Here is a 16,357-nt window from a genome sequence, read left to right on the forward strand (position 1 = left end):
CGCGCGAAGCGCCTCTCTCAGGGCCGCCGCACCTCGAACTGCAGGCAGCCGTACTCCACGGCCCGGACGTGCACGAGCGCCACGTCCGGGTCGGTGAACGCCTCGTCGAGGGCCGTGTCGAAGCCGGCCGTCGCGGCCTCCGGGATCTCCAGGAGCCGGCCGCCCGCGATGTGCCCGCGGGCGTCGTAGCGGCGCAGGGTGCGCAGGGCGCCGGGCCGGTCGAAGGGGTAGCGGTCGGGGTCGGGGACGTAGCCCGGGCAGTCCCCGGCGGCGGCGTGCAGGAAGACCGGGCCCTGCTCGTCGTAGGCGCCGGGGTGCGCGCCCGTCGCGGCCGCCCAGCGGCGCAGCGGCGCGTACGAGACGAGGGCGATCCGTTCGCCCGCGCGGATCGGCCGCAGGCAGCAGCGCAGCGGGGAGCCCGCGTCGTCGTCGGTGGCGGTGTACGGGGCGCAGGCGCGGCCCGCGTCGTCGGTGGTCCTGAGTTCCTTGAGGGCGGCGGCCCCGATGGGGCGTGCGGTGTACCTGGTCATAGCTGAAGAGTGCTCCCGCGCGCGCGTGTTCACCGGCGGAAAACGGACATCGCGCTCGTACGTCCCCGCGTGGAAGGATGACCGGAAACGTCACCGCAGAACACGTAACCGCACTAGGAGATGACCGCGTGCCTGGCACCAATCTGACCCGCGTAGAGGCGCAACAGCGGGCGAAGCTGCTCACCGTTGACTCGTACGAGATCGATCTCGACCTCTCCGGCGCGCAGGAGGGCGGCACGTACCGGTCGGTGACCACCGTGCGCTTCGACAGCGCGGAGGCGGGCGCCGAGACGTTCATCGACCTCGTCGCGCCGACCGTCCACGAGGTGGTCCTCAACGGGAACACCCTCGACGCCGCCGCCGTCTTCGCCGATTCGCGCATCGCGCTGAGCGGCCTGGAGGCGGGCCCGAACGAGCTGCGCGTCGTCGCCGACTGCGCGTACACGAACACCGGCGAGGGGCTGCACCGGTTCGTCGACCCCGTCGACCAGCAGGCGTACCTGTACACGCAGTTCGAGGTGCCGGACGCGCGGCGCGTCTTCGCGAGCTTCGAGCAGCCGGACCTGAAGGCCACCTTCCGGTTCACCGTGAAGGCGCCCAGCGGCTGGACGGTGATCTCCAACTCGCCGACGCCCGAGCCGAAGGACGACCTCTGGTCCTTCGAGCCGACGCCGCGGATGTCGACGTACGTCACGGCGCTCATCGCCGGCCCGTACCACTCGGTGCACTCCTCCTACGAGGGCCCCGGCGGGCAGAGCGTGCCGCTCGGCATCTACTGCCGGCCCTCGCTCGCCGAGCACCTCGACTCGGACGCGATCTTCGAGGTGACGCGGCAGGGCTTCGACTGGTTCCAGGAGAAGTTCGACTACGCGTACCCGTTCGCCAAGTACGACCAGCTGTTCGTGCCGGAGTTCAACGCGGGCGCGATGGAGAACGCGGGCGCGGTCACCATCCGCGACCAGTACGTGTTCCGCTCCAAGGTGACGGACGCCGCGTACGAGGTGCGGGCGGCGACGATCCTGCACGAGCTGGCCCACATGTGGTTCGGCGACCTGGTCACCATGGAGTGGTGGAACGACCTGTGGCTGAACGAGTCGTTCGCCACGTACGCCGAGGCCGCCTGCCAGGCGTACGCGCCGGGTTCGCGCTGGCCGCACTCGTGGACGACGTTCGCCAACTCCATGAAGACGTGGGCGTACCGCCAGGACCAGCTGCCGTCCACGCACCCGATCATGGCGGAGATCAACGACCTGGACGACGTCCTCGTCAACTTCGACGGCATCACGTACGCGAAGGGCGCCTCCGTCCTCAAGCAGCTCGTCGCGTACGTCGGTCAGGACGAGTTCTTCCGTGGTGTGCAGGCGTACTTCAAGCGGCACGCCTTCGGGAACACGCGCCTGAGCGATCTGCTGGGCGCGCTGGAGGAGACCAGCGGCCGTGACCTGAAGTCCTGGTCGAAGGCGTGGCTGGAGACGGCCGGGATCAACGTGCTGCGCCCGGAGTTCGAGACCGACGCCGACGGTGTCATCACGGCGTTCGCGGTCCGCCAGGAGGCCCCGGCGCTGCCCGAGGGCGCCAAGGGCACCTCGACGCTGCGGCCGCACCGCATCGCGATCGGCTTCTACGACCTGGACGACGCCGGCAAGCTGGTGCGCGGCGAGCGCGTCGAGCTCGACGTCACGGCGAGCGAGTCGACGCAGGTGCCGCAGCTCGTCGGCAAGCACCGGCCGGCCGTGGTCCTGCTCAACGACGACGACCTGTCGTACGCGAAGGTCCGCCTCGACGAGCAGTCCCTCGCCGTCGTCACCGAGCACCTGGGCGACTTCGAGTCCTCGCTGCCGCGCGCCCTGTCCTGGGCGTCGGCCTGGGACATGACGCGCGACGCCGAACTGTCCACCAGCGCCTACCTGGACCTGGTGCTGGCCAACATCGCCAAGGAGTCCGACATCGGCGTCGTGCAGTCGCTGCACCGCCAGGTGAAGCTGGCCATCGACCTGTACGCGGCCCCGGCGCACCGGGACACGCTGCTGGGCCGCTGGACCGAGGCGGCGCTGACGCATCTGCGGACCGCGGAGCCGGGCAGCGACCACCAGCTGGCGTGGGCGCGGGCGTTCGCGGCGACGGCCCGCACGCCGGAGCAGCTCGATGTCCTGGACGGTCTGCTGGAGGGGACCCAGACCATCGAGGGACTGGCCGTCGACACCGAGCTGCGCTGGGCGTTCGTGCAGCGGCTCGCGGCGGTCGGCCGGTTCGACGAGACGGAGATCACCAGCGAGTACGAGCGGGACAGGACCGCGGCCGGCGAGCGGCACGCGGCGACCGCCCGCGCCGCGCGCCCGACGCCGGAGGCGAAGGCCGAGGCGTGGGCCTCCGTCGTCGAGTCCGACAAGCTGCCCAACGCGGTGCAGGAAGCGGTCATCGGCGGTTTCGTCCAGACCGACCAGCGCGAGCTGCTCGCTCCGTACACGGAGAAGTACTTCGAGGTGCTGCGGTCCGTGTGGGACTCGCGGTCCCACGAGATGGCGCAGCAGATCGCGGTCGGGCTGTACCCGGCGGTGCACGTCTCGGAGGCGACGCTCTCCCGGACGGACGAGTGGCTGGACTCGGCGGAGCCGGGCGCTGCGCTTCGTCGTCTGGTGTCGGAGTCGCGGGCCGGGGTCGCCCGGGCCCTGCGGGCGCAGGGGGCGGACGCCTAGCCCTTTCGTCCCGTCTGCCGGACCCGCGGCCCTTTTCGGCCGCGGGCCGCGGGTCCGGTGGGGGCTGGCCGCGCAGTTCCCCGCGCCCCCGAGACGCGCACTGCGTGCGCCATCTCAGGGGCGGAGCGCGTCGAGGACCCGCCGCACGGTCGTCCCGTCCTCCGCGCCCCTGCGCACGGCCGCCACCACGTGCTGTACGGGACGGTCGGCGCCCAGCGCGCACATCACGACGCCGTCCCGCCGGGCCGCCGCCATCCGCGGTACGAGCGCGACCCCCATGCCCGCCTCGACCAGCGCGAGGATCGCCGTCCACCCGGCCGCGCTGTGGGCCTGCTCGGGCACGAATCCGGCGGCCTCGCAGGCGGCGACGGTGATGTCGGACCAAGGGCCGGAGCCGCCGAAGATCCAGGGTTCGCCCGCGAGGTCGGCGAGGCGCAGGTCCGGCTCCCGCGCCAGCGGATGCCCGACCGGCAGGGCGACGTCCAGCGGATCGGCGAGCAGCGGCACCCGGGTGAACCTGGAGTCGCGGGCGGTCGGCGCGTGCACGGCGAGCGAGAGGGCCAGATCGACGTCGCCGGACGCGAGCAACTCGTCGGCCTGGGCCGCCTCCGCCTCGCGCACCCGGACGGTGATCCCGGGGTGGGCGGTGCGCAGCGCGCGGACGGCGGGCACGACGAGCGCGGGTACGGCGGTGGAGAACGCGGCGACCCGGACCGTCCCCGACTCGCCGCGCAGGTACTGCTCCACCTCGGCGTCGGCGCGCTCCAGTTGGGCGAGGACGGCGTCCGCGTGGCGCAGTACGAGTCGGGCCGCGTCGGTGAGCCGCACCCGGCGCCCCTGCGCCTCCAGGAGGGGCACGCCGAGCTGTTTCGCCAGGTTGGTGAGGTGCTGGGACACGGCGGACGGTGTCATGAGGAGCGCCTGCGCGGTGGCGGTGACGGTGCCGCGCTCGCGCAGGGTGCGCAGGATCAGCAGCTTCTTGATGTCCCACCGGTCGGGTCTCGGCGCGTGCTCGCTCATACGCCACAACGTAACCCGGCCTACGCTGACGGCATGCGGCAGACGGTACGGATCCGGGCGGCCCGCCCGGACGAGGCGGAAGAGTTGAGCGCGCTGGCCCTGCGGTCGAAGGCGCACTGGGGATACGACGAGGCGTTCATGGCGGCCTGCGTCGACGAGCTGACGCTGCGGGCGGCGGAGGTCGAGGCGCGGCGGACCCTGGTGGCCCAGGCGCCGGACGGGCGGCTCGTCGGCCTGGCGACGCTCGAAGGACGGCCGCCACGGGGCGAGCTGGGCCTGATGTTCGTCGACCCGGACGCGATCGGGGGCGGCGTGGGCCGCCTCCTGTTCGACCGCGTCCGGGAGGTGGCGCGCGCCGCCGGTTTCACCCGCTTCGGCTGGGCCGCCGACCCGAACGCGGTGCCGTTCTACGAGGCGATGGGCGGGCGCCGGGTCGGCTCGATCCCCTCCGGGTCGCTGCCGGGGCGGGCGCTGCCGCTGATGGAGCTGGAGGTGAACGCGGACGCGGGCACGGCTACGGCAGGGCGGCCAGCCACTGGAGCAGCAGGCGGTTGACCTCGTCGGGCCGCTCCTGCTGGAGCCAGTGCCCGGCCTCGTCGAGGACGTGCGAGGCGACGAGCCCCGGCAGGGTCTTCGGGAATGCCTCGATCGCGTCGGCGAGCCACGTCGTGGACGCGTCGAGCGCGCCGCCGATGAAGAGGGACGGCTGCGTGATCGGGGCACCGTCGTAGGGCTCCAGGTCGGCCCAGTCCCGGTCCATGGTGCGGTAGCGGGCGAGCGCGCCGCCGAACCCGGTGCGCTCGAACTCCCCCGCGTAGGCGTCGAGTTCGGCCTCGTCGAGCCAGCCGGGCAGCCGGCCGGGCGCCGGGAAGCGGTCCCGCATCCGGCCGCCGCGCCCGACGAAGTGCGGGTCGGGGGCGTCGGGTCCCGGCATCGTGTCGACGGACAGCGCCGCGTAGAGCCCGGCCAGCCAGCCGCGTACGTCGGGCTCGATCTCGGCCTCGGCGCGGCCGGGCTCCTGGAAGTACGAGACGTAGAACTCCTGCTCCCCGCCCGCCATCCCGGCGAACACCTCGCTGGGCCGGGGTCCGCCGCGCGGCGCGTACGGCACGCTCAGCAGGGCCACGGCGCGGAAGACGTCCGGTCGCAGCAGCGCGGAGTTCGCGGCGATGTTGGCACCCCAGTCGTGCCCGACGACCACGGCGCTCTCCTCGCCGAGCGCGCGCACCACGGCGACGTTGTCCTCGACGAGCTCCGTCATCCGGTACGCCTCGATCGCGGCGGGCCTGGAGGAGCGTCCGTAGCCGCGTACGTCGATGGCGACGGCCCGGTAGCCGGCCGCCGCCAGAACCGGGAGCTGACGGCGCCAGGAGTACCAGGACTCGGGGAAGCCGTGCAGGAGCAGGACGAGCGGGCCCGTGCCCTGTTCCACGAGGTGGGTGCGGCCCGCGGGGGTCGGGACCAGACGGTGTACGGGGGCGGTGACGGGCGGCTGCTCCATGGGGACCTCCGGGGTGCGCGGCTCTGCGGTTCCCCGATCCTCTCCCTCCCGGGTCCGCGCGGCAGACCTTTTTTGCCGGTCCGGCAAGCTCACCGGCGCTGCTTGGACCGGCGCTGCTTGGATCGACGCAGCTTGGACCGGCGCTCCTTGGACCCGCACTCCTTGGACCCGCGCGCCGCCGAGGCGAGGACGACGCCGGCCAGGATCAGCCCCATGCACAGCAGCCGGGCCCCGCCCATCTCCTCGCCGAGCACGGCGTAGGAGAGCAGGGCCACGCAGACCGGTTGCAGGTAGTAGACGGCGCCCGCCCTGGCCGCGCCCACCAGCGCGATCGCCTTGTTCCAGGCGAAGAAGGCGACGGCGGAGGAGACCACGCCGACGTACAGCAGCGGGCCGACCGTTCCCGGGCGGACCTCGAAGCCGCCCTGCACCGCCACGCTCACGACGTACGCGGGCAGCAGCATCAGCGCGCCCAGCACGAACGTCGCGAAGAGGAACGCCACGCCGCCGATCTCCGTCGGCCTGCGGCGCAGCAGCGCGCTGTACGAGCCGAAGCAGAGCGCCGCCGCGACGACCCACAGGTCGCCCGGGGCGAGGTCGGGGGCGGGCGAGCCGTGGCCGACGAGGAGGACGACCCCGGCGCAGGCCAGGAGGGTGCCGGTGGTCCGGCGGGCGCCCAGGCGGGCCCCGCCGAGCCGTTCGTACAGCGCCATCAGGACCGGTGACGCCGCCATGATCATGCCCATGTTGCCGGCGGAGGTGGTCAGTCCTGCCTGGTTGACGAGGGTGTTGTAGACGGTGACGCCGAGCAGCGCGGCCAGTGTGACGTAACCCAAGTGACGTCGCAGCGCCGCGCGTTCGCGCCACGCGGCCCGCATCCCGAACGGGGCGAGCGCCACGATCGCGATGATCCACCGCCAGAACGCGTGCTGGACCGGCGGCACGCTGTCGTGCAGCGCGCGGGAGGTGACGAAGCTGCCGGACCAGACGACGGTGGCGAGCGCGGCGAGAGCCAGCCCGGCGCCGAGCCCGCCGGCCGCGCGGGCGGCGGCGGCGCTCGGCTCGACGGGGGTGCGGGTGCGGTCCAGGACAGCCATCGGGGGCCTCTCGTGCGGGGCGTCTGCGGGTACGGAGCCACCGTCGCAGGACCCGACCGATCACGTCCATCGAAACTTTCCGGAGTTAATGTTCAGTTGAACTGAACGGTTCCTCCCGAATGAGCCGGGCTGAACGAGCTGCTCCCGGGCCGCTCAGCCCTCCAGGTACGCCAGCACGGCCAGCACCCGGCGGTTGTCGCTCTCGCCGGGGAGCAGGCCGAGCTTGGTGAAGATGTTGCCGATGTGCTTGGCCACGGCCTTCTCGGTGACGAACAGGGCTTCCGCGACACCGGCGTTGGAGCGTCCCTGCGCGAGCATCCCGAGGACCTCGCGCTCTCGGGCGGTCAGCGAACCGAGCTTCCGGTCGCGGACCTTGCGGGCGAACAGCTTCGAGACGACCTCGGGGTCCATCACGGTCCCGCCGCCCGCGACCTGCCCGATGGTGCGCAGGAACTCGCCGCCGTTCGTCACGCGGTCCTTCAGGACGTAACCGACGGCGCCCGCGCCGTCCGCCAGCAACTCGTGCGCGTACAGGGGTTCCACGTACTGGGAGAGCAGCAACACCGGCAGGCCCGGCACCTGTCGGCGGGCGGCGAGCGCCGCGCGCAGCCCCTCGTCGCTGAAGTCCGGCGGCAGGCGTACGTCGACGACCGCGACGTCGGGGCGGGCCTCGACGAGGATCTCGCGCAGTTCGGTGCCGTTGTCGACCGCGGCGACGACCTCGTGGCCGTACGCGCCGAGGAGCCGGACGAGACCGTCCCTCAGCAGGAAGTGGTCTTCGGCGACGACAACGCGCACGGCACCTCCAGCGAGATCTGGGTCGGCCCGCCGACCGGGCTGTTGACCGCGAGGACGCCGTCGAAGGTGGCCAGGCGGCGCTCGATGCCGGCGAGTCCGCCACCCCGGACCGGGTCGGCGCCGCCGGGCCCGTCGTCGGTGACGCTGACTCGCAGGGCCGAGCGAGCGGTGTCGTAGCCGATGTCGACCCACAGCCGTTCGGCGTCCCCGTGCTTGGCCGCGTTGGTCATGGCCTCGGCGACCGCGAAGTACACGGCGGACTCCACAGGCGCGTCGGGGCGCCCGTCGAGGTCGACCGTGACCTCCGCGTCCAACGGGCTCAGCAGCGCCAACGACCGTACGGCGTCGGCGAGTCCGCGGTCGGCGAGGACCGGCGGATGGATGCCGCGGACGAGGTCGCGCAGCTCCTGGAGGGCGGCGACGGAGGAGGCGCGGGCCTCGGCGAGCAGGGCGCGCACGGCCTCCGGGTCCTCGGCGAGCCGGTGCTCGGCGGCGTCGAGCGTCATGCCCATCGCCACGAGGCGGGCCTGCGCGCCGTCGTGCAGGTCCCGCTCGATGCGCCGCAGTTCGGCCGCGGAGGTGTCGACGGCGTCGGACCGGGTGGCGGCCAGATGGGCGATGCGGGCGGCCATGATCTCCTGCTCGCTGGGGGCGAGCGTGGCCCGCACGAAGCGGGCGTGCCGGTCGACGGTGCCGGGCGCCAGCCAGAGCCCGGCCTTGCCGACGGCGAGGCCCAGGACGCCCGCCATCAGCCCGGTCGGCACGTTCCGGACGGGCACGAACGTGTACCAGAGGCCGTCCCAGCCGGCGTCCCTGACCAGGTACGGGCCGAACACGGCGAGGAAGACACCCCACAGGCCGTACAGGACGAGGAGGCCGGGGACCGCCGCGATGGCGCCGCCGACCAGCGAGTACATCGTGGTCCACCGCCACTCGCGGAACCGCTGCGCGTCGCCGAACAGCCACCGGTAGCGGGCCAGCAGGCCGCGGCTCTCCTTCCCCCGGCCGGCCGGGGCGCCCGGCGTCGCCTCCACGGTGATGCCCGACCACTCGGCGGCGAGGGCCCGTTCGCGGTCCACGAGGCGGCGCATCCCGGCCGCGGCCCGCGGCAGCAGCCCCGGGACCGGGGTCCACACCGCGAGATGGACCATCGTCGACCAGTGCATCGCCACCAGCGAAAGCCACCACAACCGATGGCAGCGCCGCAGCGCCTCGACCCGCTTCATGTCCCCCAGCTCCCCTGTTCGTCCGGTGCCCGTCCGGCCTACCGCAACGAGTATGTGGCGAACTCCCCGGGCACGTCGGTGGAGATAACTCCCCCATTCACCGAGCCCCCAGCCCACGCCGCGTATCCGTCGGGCCGCACCAGGAGGCTGGTGCGCCGGTCGCTCGCCCAGTGCGCGAGCTGGATCCCGTCGCTCTTGTACTCCGTCCCCGCGGGCAGGATCAGCACGAACTCCCCGGCCCGCAGCACCTCGTAGAGCCGCGTGCCGCCGGCCAGCGCCACGTCGGGCACCCGCCTGCCGACGAGCGGGTGCGCGCCCCGGGGGGCCGGGTAGGCGAAGCCGATGCCGGTGACCTGGCCGACGGCGCGGGTGCGGGCGGGACGGACCCGGCCGAGGACCGTGGTGAGGCCGGCGCGGGCGGCGAGCGTCCACGGGGACTTCGCCATCGCCATCCGTACGATGCCGCCGCTGCTGCGCAGGACGGCCTTGCCGACGGGGTGCCGCTCGGCCTCGTACGTGTCCAACAGGGCGTCCTCCGCACGGCCGTTGACCACCGCCGCGAGCTTCCACCCCAGGTTGGCGGCGTCCTGGAGTCCGGTGTTCATGCCCTGCCCGCCCGCCGGCGTGTGCACGTGCGCGGCATCACCCGCGATCAGGACGCGGCCCACCCGGTAGGCGGGGGCCTGGCGTTCGTCGCTGTGGAAGCGGGACATCCAACGGGCGTCGTGCATGCCGAAGTCGTGGCCCAGGGCGCGCCGGGTGGTCTCCTTGATCTCGTCGAGGTCGAGGGGCTCGCTGTCGGCCACGTTCCGGGCGCGGTTCCAGCCGATGACGCGGTAGTAGCCGTCGCCGAAGGGCGCGAGGAAGGCGAAAGCGTCGCCGACCGCGTTCACCGTGAGCAGGTTCTCCGGCCGCTCGGCGAGGCGGACGTCGGCGAGGACGACGGAGCGGATGACGGAGGTGCCGGGGAAGGGCAGGCCCACGGCGTCCCGTACCGCGCTGCGCATGCCGTCGGTGCCGACGACGTAGGCGGCGCTCAGCTCCTCGGTCCGCGGCCCCCGCTCCCCGCCGGTGCGCCGCACCTGGAGGGTGACTCCGTCCGTGCCCTGGACCAGGCCCGTCACCTCGGTCTCGTGGGCGAAGGAGACCCCGGCCTCGACCGCGCGCCGCTCCAGGGCCTTCTCGACCTCGTACTGCGGGACGACGAGGAGGTGGTTGAAGCGGGACGGCAGCGTGCTCAGGTCGATGGAGAGGCCGCCGAACAGGCGGAGCCGGTCGAGCGGTTGCCCCTTCTCCTCGATCTCGTCGGCGAGGCCGCGGGCGTCGAGCTGCTCCAGGGTGCGGGCGTGCACGACGAAGGCGCGGGAGAGGTTGCTGATCCCGCGCGGGCGCCGCTCCACGAGGGTGACGGGGACACCGGCGACGGCGAGGTCCCCGGCGAGCAGCAGGCCCGTGGGCCCCGAGCCGACGACGATGACGGAACGGCCGTGCGGGGTGCCGGGGTCAATGGCTCGGCTCTCGGCATCTTGGTTCTCGGTGCCGTGGTTCTCCGTACCGTGGTTCTCCGTGCCGTGGTCGGTGGCTTGGTTCTCGGTGCCGGTCATGAGGGCCTCCTGCGGCTGTGGCTCGACGCGACGCCCGTATCGAGGCCCCCATGGTGATGCGCCGCTCCGGCAACAAGGAAGAGGCCGTGAGAACGCGTCGAGGGCACCCACCGCGGCGAAGTGCGCGGCGGGTGCCCTCGACGGGGAAGCTGTGCGGGTCAGCCCTGCTTCGGCCGCTTGCGGGACTTGTCGCCCAGCGTCACGAGCCCGGCGATCACCAGGAACAGGACGATCGGGGCGGCCACGTAGAGACCGAGCGTATCGATCACGCTCAGGCCGTTACCCGGGTCGTCGCCGTCGTCGCGCGTGAGCGCGAGCGCGGGGGACGACATGAGCAGCATCATCAGCGTCGTACCGGAGGCCAGGGCGCCGGCGCGCAGGGCGTTCTTCTTGTCCACGGTGCAAACGTAGCGAACGCTCCGGCGACGCGCGCGCCCGGGGGGCCTATTGGAGCCCGCCTTCCTGCCGCCCGGCCGTCCCCGCTGAGCCCGTGAACACGTCGAGCAGCGCGTGCGCGCGGGGCGAGGCCGTCAGCTCCTCCAGGGTGACGGGGCGGCCCGCGGCGTCCGCGACGGGCAGCCGCCAGTTCGGGTACTCCATCCAGGTCCCGGGCAGGTTCTGCGGGCGCCGGTCGCCGACCAGGTCGGGCAGCCACAGGCCGACCAGACGGGCCGGGGTGCGCAGCAGGAAACGGTGCACCGCCCGGACGGCCTCCTCCTCGTCGGGGGTGCCGTCCGGCAACAGGCCGAGCCGCGCGAAGACGGCGAGCCAGTCGGCGATCTCCGCGGCCGCCTCCGCGGGCGACGCCGTGGACAGCGCGAGCCGCTCGCGCAGCCGTACGTCGTCGCCGGAGAGCCGGGCCGCGGTGGACGGCAGGTCGTGGGTGGTGGCGGTGGCGACGCAGTCGGTGCGCCACTTCTCGGGCGGCACCGGCCGGCCGTCGCCCCCGGGCGGGTAGTCACGCTCGAACCACAGCACCGACGTGCCGAGCACCCCGGCCTCGCGCAGCCGCTCCCGTACCCCCGGCTCGACCGTGCCCAGGTCCTCCCCGATGACGTACGTCCCCGACCGCGACGCCTCCAGGAGCAGTACGGCGAGCATCGCCTCGGCGTCGTAGTGGACGTAGGTGCCCTCGGTGGGCGCCTCGCCCTCGGGGATCCACCAGAGCCGGAAGAGGCCCATCACATGGTCGATACGGACGGCGCCCGCGTACCGCATGAGGTTGCGCAGCAGGTCGCGGAAGGGCGCGTAGCCGGTCGCGGCGAGCCGGTCGGGGCGCCAGGGCGGCAGGCCCCAGTCCTGGCCGAGCGCGTTGAACGCGTCCGGCGGCGCCCCCACGCTCGTGCCGTGCGCGAAGACGTCGCTCTGCGCCCACGCGTCGGAGCCGCCGGGGTGCACGCCGACGGCGAGGTCGTGGACGAGCCCGATCGGCATGCCCGCGTCGCGCGCGGTCCGCTGGGCGGCGGCCAGCTGGGTGTCGGTGAGCCAGGCGAGCCTGCGGTGGAAGTCGACGCGGTCCGCCAGCTCCTGGCGCGCGCGGGCCGTCTCGGGCGAGCGCGGGTCCTGCAGACCGGCCGGCCAGGTGTGCCGGTCGGGGCCGTGCCGTTCGGCGAGCGCGCTGTACGTCGCGTGGTCCTCGAGGGCGGCGCCCTGGTCGGCGAGGAACTCCTCGTAGGCGGCGCGGCGGCCGGGGGTCAGCGGTACGGCGTGGACCTCTTCGAGGACCTCCCGCTTCAGCGCCCACACGGCGTCCCGGTCGATCAGCCCCTCGTCGCGCAGGACGGCGTCGCGCAGCCGCGCGGCCTCGCTCGTCCGCGAGGGGACGTACGCGTATTCGGGGATGTCCTCGATCCGCAGGTGCACCGGGTCCGGGAACCGGCGGGAGGAGGGCCGGTACGGGGACGGGTCCGTGCCGATGTCGGGGCCGCGGGGCACTGCCGCGTGCAACGGGTTGACCTGGAGGAAGCCGGTGCCGTGGATGCGGGCCGACCAGGAGGCCAGGTCCGCGAGGTCGGCGAGGTCGCCCATGCCCCAGGAGCGGCTGGAGAGCAGGGAGTAGAGCTGGACCAGGAGGCCGTGCGTGCGCTCGGGCGGCAGCGGGGCCCTGCGCGGGGCGGCGATCAGGTAGGCGGTCGCCGTGGCGCCGGTGCCCGTCTCCGCGGTGAGGAGGTGCACGCCCGGTGGCGGGTCCTTCTCCGCACCGCTCGGCGGCGGGTACGTCCACTCGCCCGCCAGGTCGCCCGGCGACGCGGAGGCCAGGGTCAGGCGCGTGCCCTCGGGGAGCCCGTCGAGCCAGGGGGGCCGCGGCTCGTCGAGCCACCACACCACGGTCGGCGGCAGCAGCCGCCGCGCCGTCTCCGCCTCCCGCGCGTCCAGCGCCTCCTGTACGGCCCGCGGTGTGCCGGCGTCGACACCGAGCGCGGCGAGCGCCGCCGTGACGGCGGTGTCGGAGGCGCGGACGGTGGTGCCGGGCGACGGGGAGTAGGAGGTGGCGACGCCGTACAGCTCGGCGAGCCGGGCCAGGCTCATCCCGCGGCCAGGCCGCTCGGAGTGGGCTCGGACGTGAGGGGGGCCGCGTCGGTGAGGGGCGGCTCTGAGGTCAGCGGGGCGTAGTCCGCGAAGCAGGGCTCGCTGGTCAGCGGGGGTTCGGCGGAGGACGTGGTGGTGTCGGCGCCGGTCGTCGCGGTGTCCGCCTGTTTGGAGAGGGCCGAGAGCAGAAGGTGTGCCGATGCGGCCACAGGGGCCTCCTTCATCAGAGTTCTACAGGGGGCTGCTCGTTGTACTCGTACGTGTCAGGAGTCCGAAGTCCTACCCAGCGGGCGCGAAGGCAGACCTGAACGGGCGGACAACGTGTTGCTGGTCACATCGCGGACGGCGGGAAGATCGGGGGCGGGCGGCGCGGAAATCCGGAAGACCTGCGGCCGCCGCACCCCTCCCGTCAGGGCGTTCGCGGCACGACGGCCACGGACGTCGACCCTCCGAACCGGACAGTGGTGGGCTCGGTCACCAGCCTGGGACACGTCCAACACGTTGACCATCTGGACCCCGTCGATCGAGGAGTCGCCGTGCAGTTCCGGCGCAGGAAGGGGGCGGTCGGCGTCGCGGTCGCGGCCATCGCGGGGACGCTGGGCAGGGCGGCGGGAGCGGCGCCGGTCGCGGAGTGAGGTGACCGGAACCCTCTCCCCCGGTTGTGCAGGTCGCCGCCTGGCTATGTACTCAGTACATATACGCAGTACATACTCACCGGCATGAGCACCCGCCATGTCCTGCTCGGGCTGCTCGCATCCGGTCCGCGCCACGGCTACGACCTGAAGCGACGCCACGACGAACGGTTCCCGCAGGCCCGCCCCCTCGCCTACGCGCAGGTCTACACGACACTGCAACGCCTCGTCCGCGACGGCCTCGTGGAGGTCGAGGGCACCGACTCCGACGGCGGACCCGAACGCACCCTCTACCGCGCGACCGCACACGGCCGCGACGAACTCCTCGGCTGGGCACGGGAGATCACCCCACCCGCCCCGCACGTCGCCAACGAGATCTTCGCCAAGGTCGTCGTCACCATCCTGATGGCCGACGAGGCCACGGACCCCGCCGCCCACCTGCTGTCCCAGCGCGCCGCGCACATGGCCCGCATGCGGGAGCTGACCGCCGTCAAGAGCGACCCCGGCGCCGACCTCACCACCGTCCTCTCCGCCGACTACGCCCTCGCCCACCTCGACGCCGACCTGCGCTGGATAACCACCACCGCGGCCCGGCTCGCCACCCTGACCGCGGAGGTCACCGCAACATGAACACACTCCTGGCCGCCAAAGGACTCACGAAGTCGTACGGCAGCACGCCCGCACTCCGGGGCGCGAGCATCGCCGTCCGCACCGGCGAGATCCTCGCCGTCACGGGCGCGAGCGGCAGCGGCAAGTCGACGCTGCTGCACTGCCTGGCCGGCATCGTCCGCCCCGACGCGGGCACGGTGACGTACGACGGCACCCCGCTCCACGGCTACGACGAGGAGCGGCTGAGCCACCTGCGCCGGACGGACTTCGGCATCGTCTTCCAGTTCGGCCAGCTCATCCCGGAGCTGACGGCCCTGGACAACGTGGCCCTGCCGCTGCTGCTCGCGGGCCGCCCCCGCGCGGCGGCACAGAACGAGGCCGACGCCTGGCTGGAACGCTTCGGAGTGCGCGGCCAGCGCGAACTGCGGCCCGGCGCGATGAGCGGCGGCCAGGCCCAACGGGTCGCACTGGCCCGGGCGCTGGTGACGGAGCCGAAGGTCGTCTTCGCCGACGAGCCGACCGGCGCGCTCGACACCCTCGCGACCGAACAGGTCCTGACGTCCCTGGTCCACACGGTGCGCGAGACGCACACGGCCGTGGTCCTGGTGACGCACGAGGCGCAGGTGGCGGCGTACGCGGACCGGGAGGTGAGCCTGCGCGACGGGGTGGTGCAGGAGACCCCCGGGCCCTTCGGGGACCCCGGCTCCACCGCGACCACGCCGTCGTCGGAGGTGACGCGATGAGCGTCACCTCCGACCTGCGCCTCGCCTGGCTGCTGACCAGCGGCGCGGACCGGCTGGAACGGCGCAGGGCCGCCCTCACCGCGGCGGGCGCCGCCGTCGCGACGGGGTTCGCCTCCGCGGCCGTCGCGCTCCTGAGCGTCCAGGGGCAGTCCTCCTTCTCGTACGGCCACGGCCTCCTGAACCAGCCCGGCACCCGGCACGGCATCGTCACCGGGCTGCTGCTCCTGCTGGTCCCGGTGCTCGGCTTCCTCGGCCAGTGCGCCCGGATCGGCGCCGTCCACCGCGACCGGCGCCTCGCCGGCCTGCGGCTCGCGGGCGCCGGGCCGAAGCAGGTGCGGCGGATCGCGGCCCTGGAAGTGGGACTCGCCTGCCTGGCGGGGACGCTCGCCGGGATCGCCGTGTTCGCGGCCGCCCTCCCCGTCGTGGGCTGGGCGCCGCCGGGCATCACCTGGCCGGGGCTCGTCCTCGTCGCCGCGGCGATCCCCGTGCTCGCCGCGCTGGTGAGCGCCGTCGCCCTGCGCCGCGTCATCGCCTCACCCCTCGGGCACGTCCGCCGGTCGGGCCCGCGGCGGGGACCCCGGGCGCTGACCGGGCTGCTGCTGCCCGCGCTCGTGGTCGTCGCCGGGGTCGCGCTGCTCATGACCCACGGCTCCCGCACCGGTGCCGCGGGGCTGCCCGTCTTCGTGGTCGGCGCGGTCGTCCTGACCGGCGCGGGCGCCATCCAGGTCGCCGGCGCGTCCGCCCGGGCGATCGGCCGGCGGCTCGCGGCCCGCACCGACAACCCCGCCGTGCTCCTCGCCGCCGCCCGCCTCCAGGACGACCCGTGGGCGGCGGCCCGCAGCCACGCCGCGGTCGTACTCGTCACCGTCGTCGGCGTCGGCCTGGCCGGCGTCCGCCAGGTCCTCATCGACGACCTCAACGACATCCGGCGCACCGGCAGCACCGCCGCCCCGATGGACTACTACACCTTCGGCCTCGACCTCACCGCCGCCGCCGTCCTGATCGCCCTCCTGATCAGCCTCGCCGCGCTCGCCGTGGGCACGGCCGAATCCCTCTCCACCCGGCGCCGCGCGCTCGCCGCGCAGGTCGCCGCCGGGGTGCCGCGCCGGATCCTCACCCGGGCACTGCTCCTGGAGACCGCGCTGCCGCTGGCCTTCGCCCTCGCCCTGGCCGCGCTCGGCGGCACCGCGATCCACCTCGCATACGCCGTCGCCTCGGGGCAGGACGCAGCCTGGGCGCCGCCGCTGCTGGTCCCGGTCGCCGTCTACGCGGCCTGCCTCCTGGCCTCGGCCACGGCACTCCCGCTGCTGCGACGGTCGGTGCGGGCTACGGGGTTGCGGACGGTCTGAGGGGGGCGGGGGGGGCGCTTCTT

15 protein-coding genes are annotated in these 16,357 nt (G+C 73.9%); 5 read left to right on the plus strand and 10 right to left on the minus strand.

Annotated features, from left to right (window positions below):
- Nucleotides 1-17: 17 nt before the first annotated feature.
- Complete coding sequence (locus ACZ45E_RS08075; RefSeq protein ID WP_468217963.1) at nucleotides 18-530, minus strand: DUF1203 domain-containing protein; 513 nt, start codon at nucleotides 528-530, stop codon at nucleotides 18-20.
- Nucleotides 531-658: 128 nt separating this feature from the next.
- Between ACZ45E_RS08075 and pepN the strand changes: the two genes are divergently transcribed.
- Nucleotides 659-3,226, plus strand: coding sequence for an aminopeptidase N (pepN, locus tag ACZ45E_RS08080; protein ID WP_468217966.1), 2,568 nt, complete (start codon nucleotides 659-661; stop codon nucleotides 3,224-3,226).
- 114 nt (nucleotides 3,227-3,340) lie between these two features.
- Here the strand turns inward: pepN and ACZ45E_RS08085 are convergent, their stop codons facing one another.
- On the minus strand, nucleotides 3,341-4,246 hold the full coding sequence (locus ACZ45E_RS08085) for a LysR family transcriptional regulator (protein ID WP_468217968.1): 906 nt from the start codon (nucleotides 4,244-4,246) through the stop codon (nucleotides 3,341-3,343).
- Between the two features lie 33 nt (nucleotides 4,247-4,279).
- On the opposite strand from ACZ45E_RS08085, the gene ACZ45E_RS08090 reads away from it, so the two are divergent.
- Nucleotides 4,280-4,801: a GNAT family N-acetyltransferase gene (locus ACZ45E_RS08090; protein ID WP_468217971.1), complete on the plus strand. Its 522-nt coding sequence runs from the start codon at nucleotides 4,280-4,282 to the stop codon at nucleotides 4,799-4,801.
- On the opposite strand, the gene ACZ45E_RS08095 is transcribed toward ACZ45E_RS08090, so the two are convergent.
- The 8 genes from ACZ45E_RS08095 to ACZ45E_RS08130 form a co-directional block, all read right to left on the minus strand.
- A complete protein-coding gene (locus ACZ45E_RS08095; protein WP_468217973.1) occupies nucleotides 4,761-5,747 on the minus strand; it encodes an alpha/beta fold hydrolase in 987 nt (328 codons plus the stop codon). The genes ACZ45E_RS08090 and ACZ45E_RS08095 overlap by 41 nt on opposite strands.
- Before the next feature lie 89 nt (nucleotides 5,748-5,836).
- A complete protein-coding gene (locus ACZ45E_RS08100) occupies nucleotides 5,837-6,844 on the minus strand; it encodes a DMT family transporter (RefSeq protein ID WP_468217975.1) in 1,008 nt (335 codons plus the stop codon).
- Between the two features lie 153 nt (nucleotides 6,845-6,997).
- Nucleotides 6,998-7,642, minus strand: a complete 645-nt coding sequence (locus tag ACZ45E_RS08105) for a LuxR C-terminal-related transcriptional regulator (RefSeq protein ID WP_468217978.1) — start codon at nucleotides 7,640-7,642, stop codon at nucleotides 6,998-7,000.
- Nucleotides 7,606-8,868 (minus strand): sensor histidine kinase, encoded by a 1,263-nt coding sequence (locus tag ACZ45E_RS08110; RefSeq protein ID WP_468217980.1) that lies wholly within the window; start codon nucleotides 8,866-8,868, stop codon nucleotides 7,606-7,608. Before ACZ45E_RS08110 ends, ACZ45E_RS08105 begins: the two co-directional genes overlap by 37 nt.
- Before the next feature lie 38 nt (nucleotides 8,869-8,906).
- The gene (locus tag ACZ45E_RS08115) at nucleotides 8,907-10,472 is read right to left on the minus strand and encodes an FAD-dependent monooxygenase (RefSeq protein ID WP_468217983.1); all 1,566 of its coding nucleotides are present in this window, start codon (nucleotides 10,470-10,472) and stop codon (nucleotides 8,907-8,909) included.
- A 158-nt stretch (nucleotides 10,473-10,630) separates the two neighbouring features.
- Entirely contained in the window at nucleotides 10,631-10,870 is a 240-nt protein-coding gene (locus tag ACZ45E_RS08120) for a hypothetical protein (RefSeq protein ID WP_468217985.1), read from the minus strand.
- A gap of 46 nt (nucleotides 10,871-10,916) precedes the next feature.
- Complete coding sequence (gene malQ / locus ACZ45E_RS08125; protein ID WP_468217988.1) at nucleotides 10,917-13,001, minus strand: 4-alpha-glucanotransferase; 2,085 nt, start codon at nucleotides 12,999-13,001, stop codon at nucleotides 10,917-10,919.
- A complete protein-coding gene (locus ACZ45E_RS08130; protein WP_324769934.1) occupies nucleotides 12,998-13,210 on the minus strand; it encodes a hypothetical protein in 213 nt (70 codons plus the stop codon). Before ACZ45E_RS08130 ends, malQ begins: the two co-directional genes overlap by 4 nt.
- A 510-nt stretch (nucleotides 13,211-13,720) precedes the next feature.
- Here ACZ45E_RS08130 and ACZ45E_RS08135 point away from each other — a divergent pair.
- From ACZ45E_RS08135 to ACZ45E_RS08145, 3 genes are read left to right on the plus strand one after another with little or no spacing between them, the layout of a single operon-like run.
- On the plus strand, nucleotides 13,721-14,263 hold the full coding sequence (locus ACZ45E_RS08135; RefSeq protein ID WP_468217990.1) for a PadR family transcriptional regulator: 543 nt from the start codon (nucleotides 13,721-13,723) through the stop codon (nucleotides 14,261-14,263).
- Nucleotides 14,260-14,985, plus strand: coding sequence for an ABC transporter ATP-binding protein (locus tag ACZ45E_RS08140; RefSeq protein ID WP_468217993.1), 726 nt, complete (start codon nucleotides 14,260-14,262; stop codon nucleotides 14,983-14,985). The genes ACZ45E_RS08135 and ACZ45E_RS08140 overlap by 4 nt, the downstream gene beginning before the upstream one ends.
- The gene (locus ACZ45E_RS08145) at nucleotides 14,982-16,334 is read left to right on the plus strand and encodes an FtsX-like permease family protein (RefSeq protein ID WP_468217996.1); all 1,353 of its coding nucleotides are present in this window, start codon (nucleotides 14,982-14,984) and stop codon (nucleotides 16,332-16,334) included. The genes ACZ45E_RS08140 and ACZ45E_RS08145 overlap by 4 nt, the downstream gene beginning before the upstream one ends.
- Nucleotides 16,335-16,357 lie beyond the last annotated feature (23 nt).

It is taken from the genome of Streptomyces sp. NPDC030991 (assembly GCF_055571235.1).

Bases quoted from the DNA above. Each gene is read 5' to 3' on its own strand.
- ACZ45E_RS08135 (WP_468217990.1), top strand. From the start codon at position 13,721: ATGAGCACCCGCCATGTCCTGCTCGGGCTGCTCGCATCCGGTCCGCGC.
- ACZ45E_RS08115 (WP_468217983.1), bottom strand. From the start codon at position 10,472: ATGACCGGCACCGAGAACCAAGCCACCGACCACGGCACGGAGAACCAC.
- ACZ45E_RS08145 (WP_468217996.1), top strand. From the start codon at position 14,982: ATGAGCGTCACCTCCGACCTGCGCCTCGCCTGGCTGCTGACCAGCGGC.
- ACZ45E_RS08110 (WP_468217980.1), bottom strand. From the start codon at position 8,868: ATGAAGCGGGTCGAGGCGCTGCGGCGCTGCCATCGGTTGTGGTGGCTT.
- ACZ45E_RS08075 (WP_468217963.1), bottom strand. From the start codon at position 530: ATGACCAGGTACACCGCACGCCCCATCGGGGCCGCCGCCCTCAAGGAA.
- ACZ45E_RS08140 (WP_468217993.1), top strand. From the start codon at position 14,260: ATGAACACACTCCTGGCCGCCAAAGGACTCACGAAGTCGTACGGCAGC.
- ACZ45E_RS08090 (WP_468217971.1), top strand. From the start codon at position 4,280: ATGCGGCAGACGGTACGGATCCGGGCGGCCCGCCCGGACGAGGCGGAA.
- malQ (WP_468217988.1), bottom strand. From the start codon at position 13,001: ATGAGCCTGGCCCGGCTCGCCGAGCTGTACGGCGTCGCCACCTCCTAC.
- ACZ45E_RS08095 (WP_468217973.1), bottom strand. From the start codon at position 5,747: ATGGAGCAGCCGCCCGTCACCGCCCCCGTACACCGTCTGGTCCCGACC.
- ACZ45E_RS08100 (WP_468217975.1), bottom strand. From the start codon at position 6,844: ATGGCTGTCCTGGACCGCACCCGCACCCCCGTCGAGCCGAGCGCCGCC.
- ACZ45E_RS08085 (WP_468217968.1), bottom strand. From the start codon at position 4,246: ATGAGCGAGCACGCGCCGAGACCCGACCGGTGGGACATCAAGAAGCTG.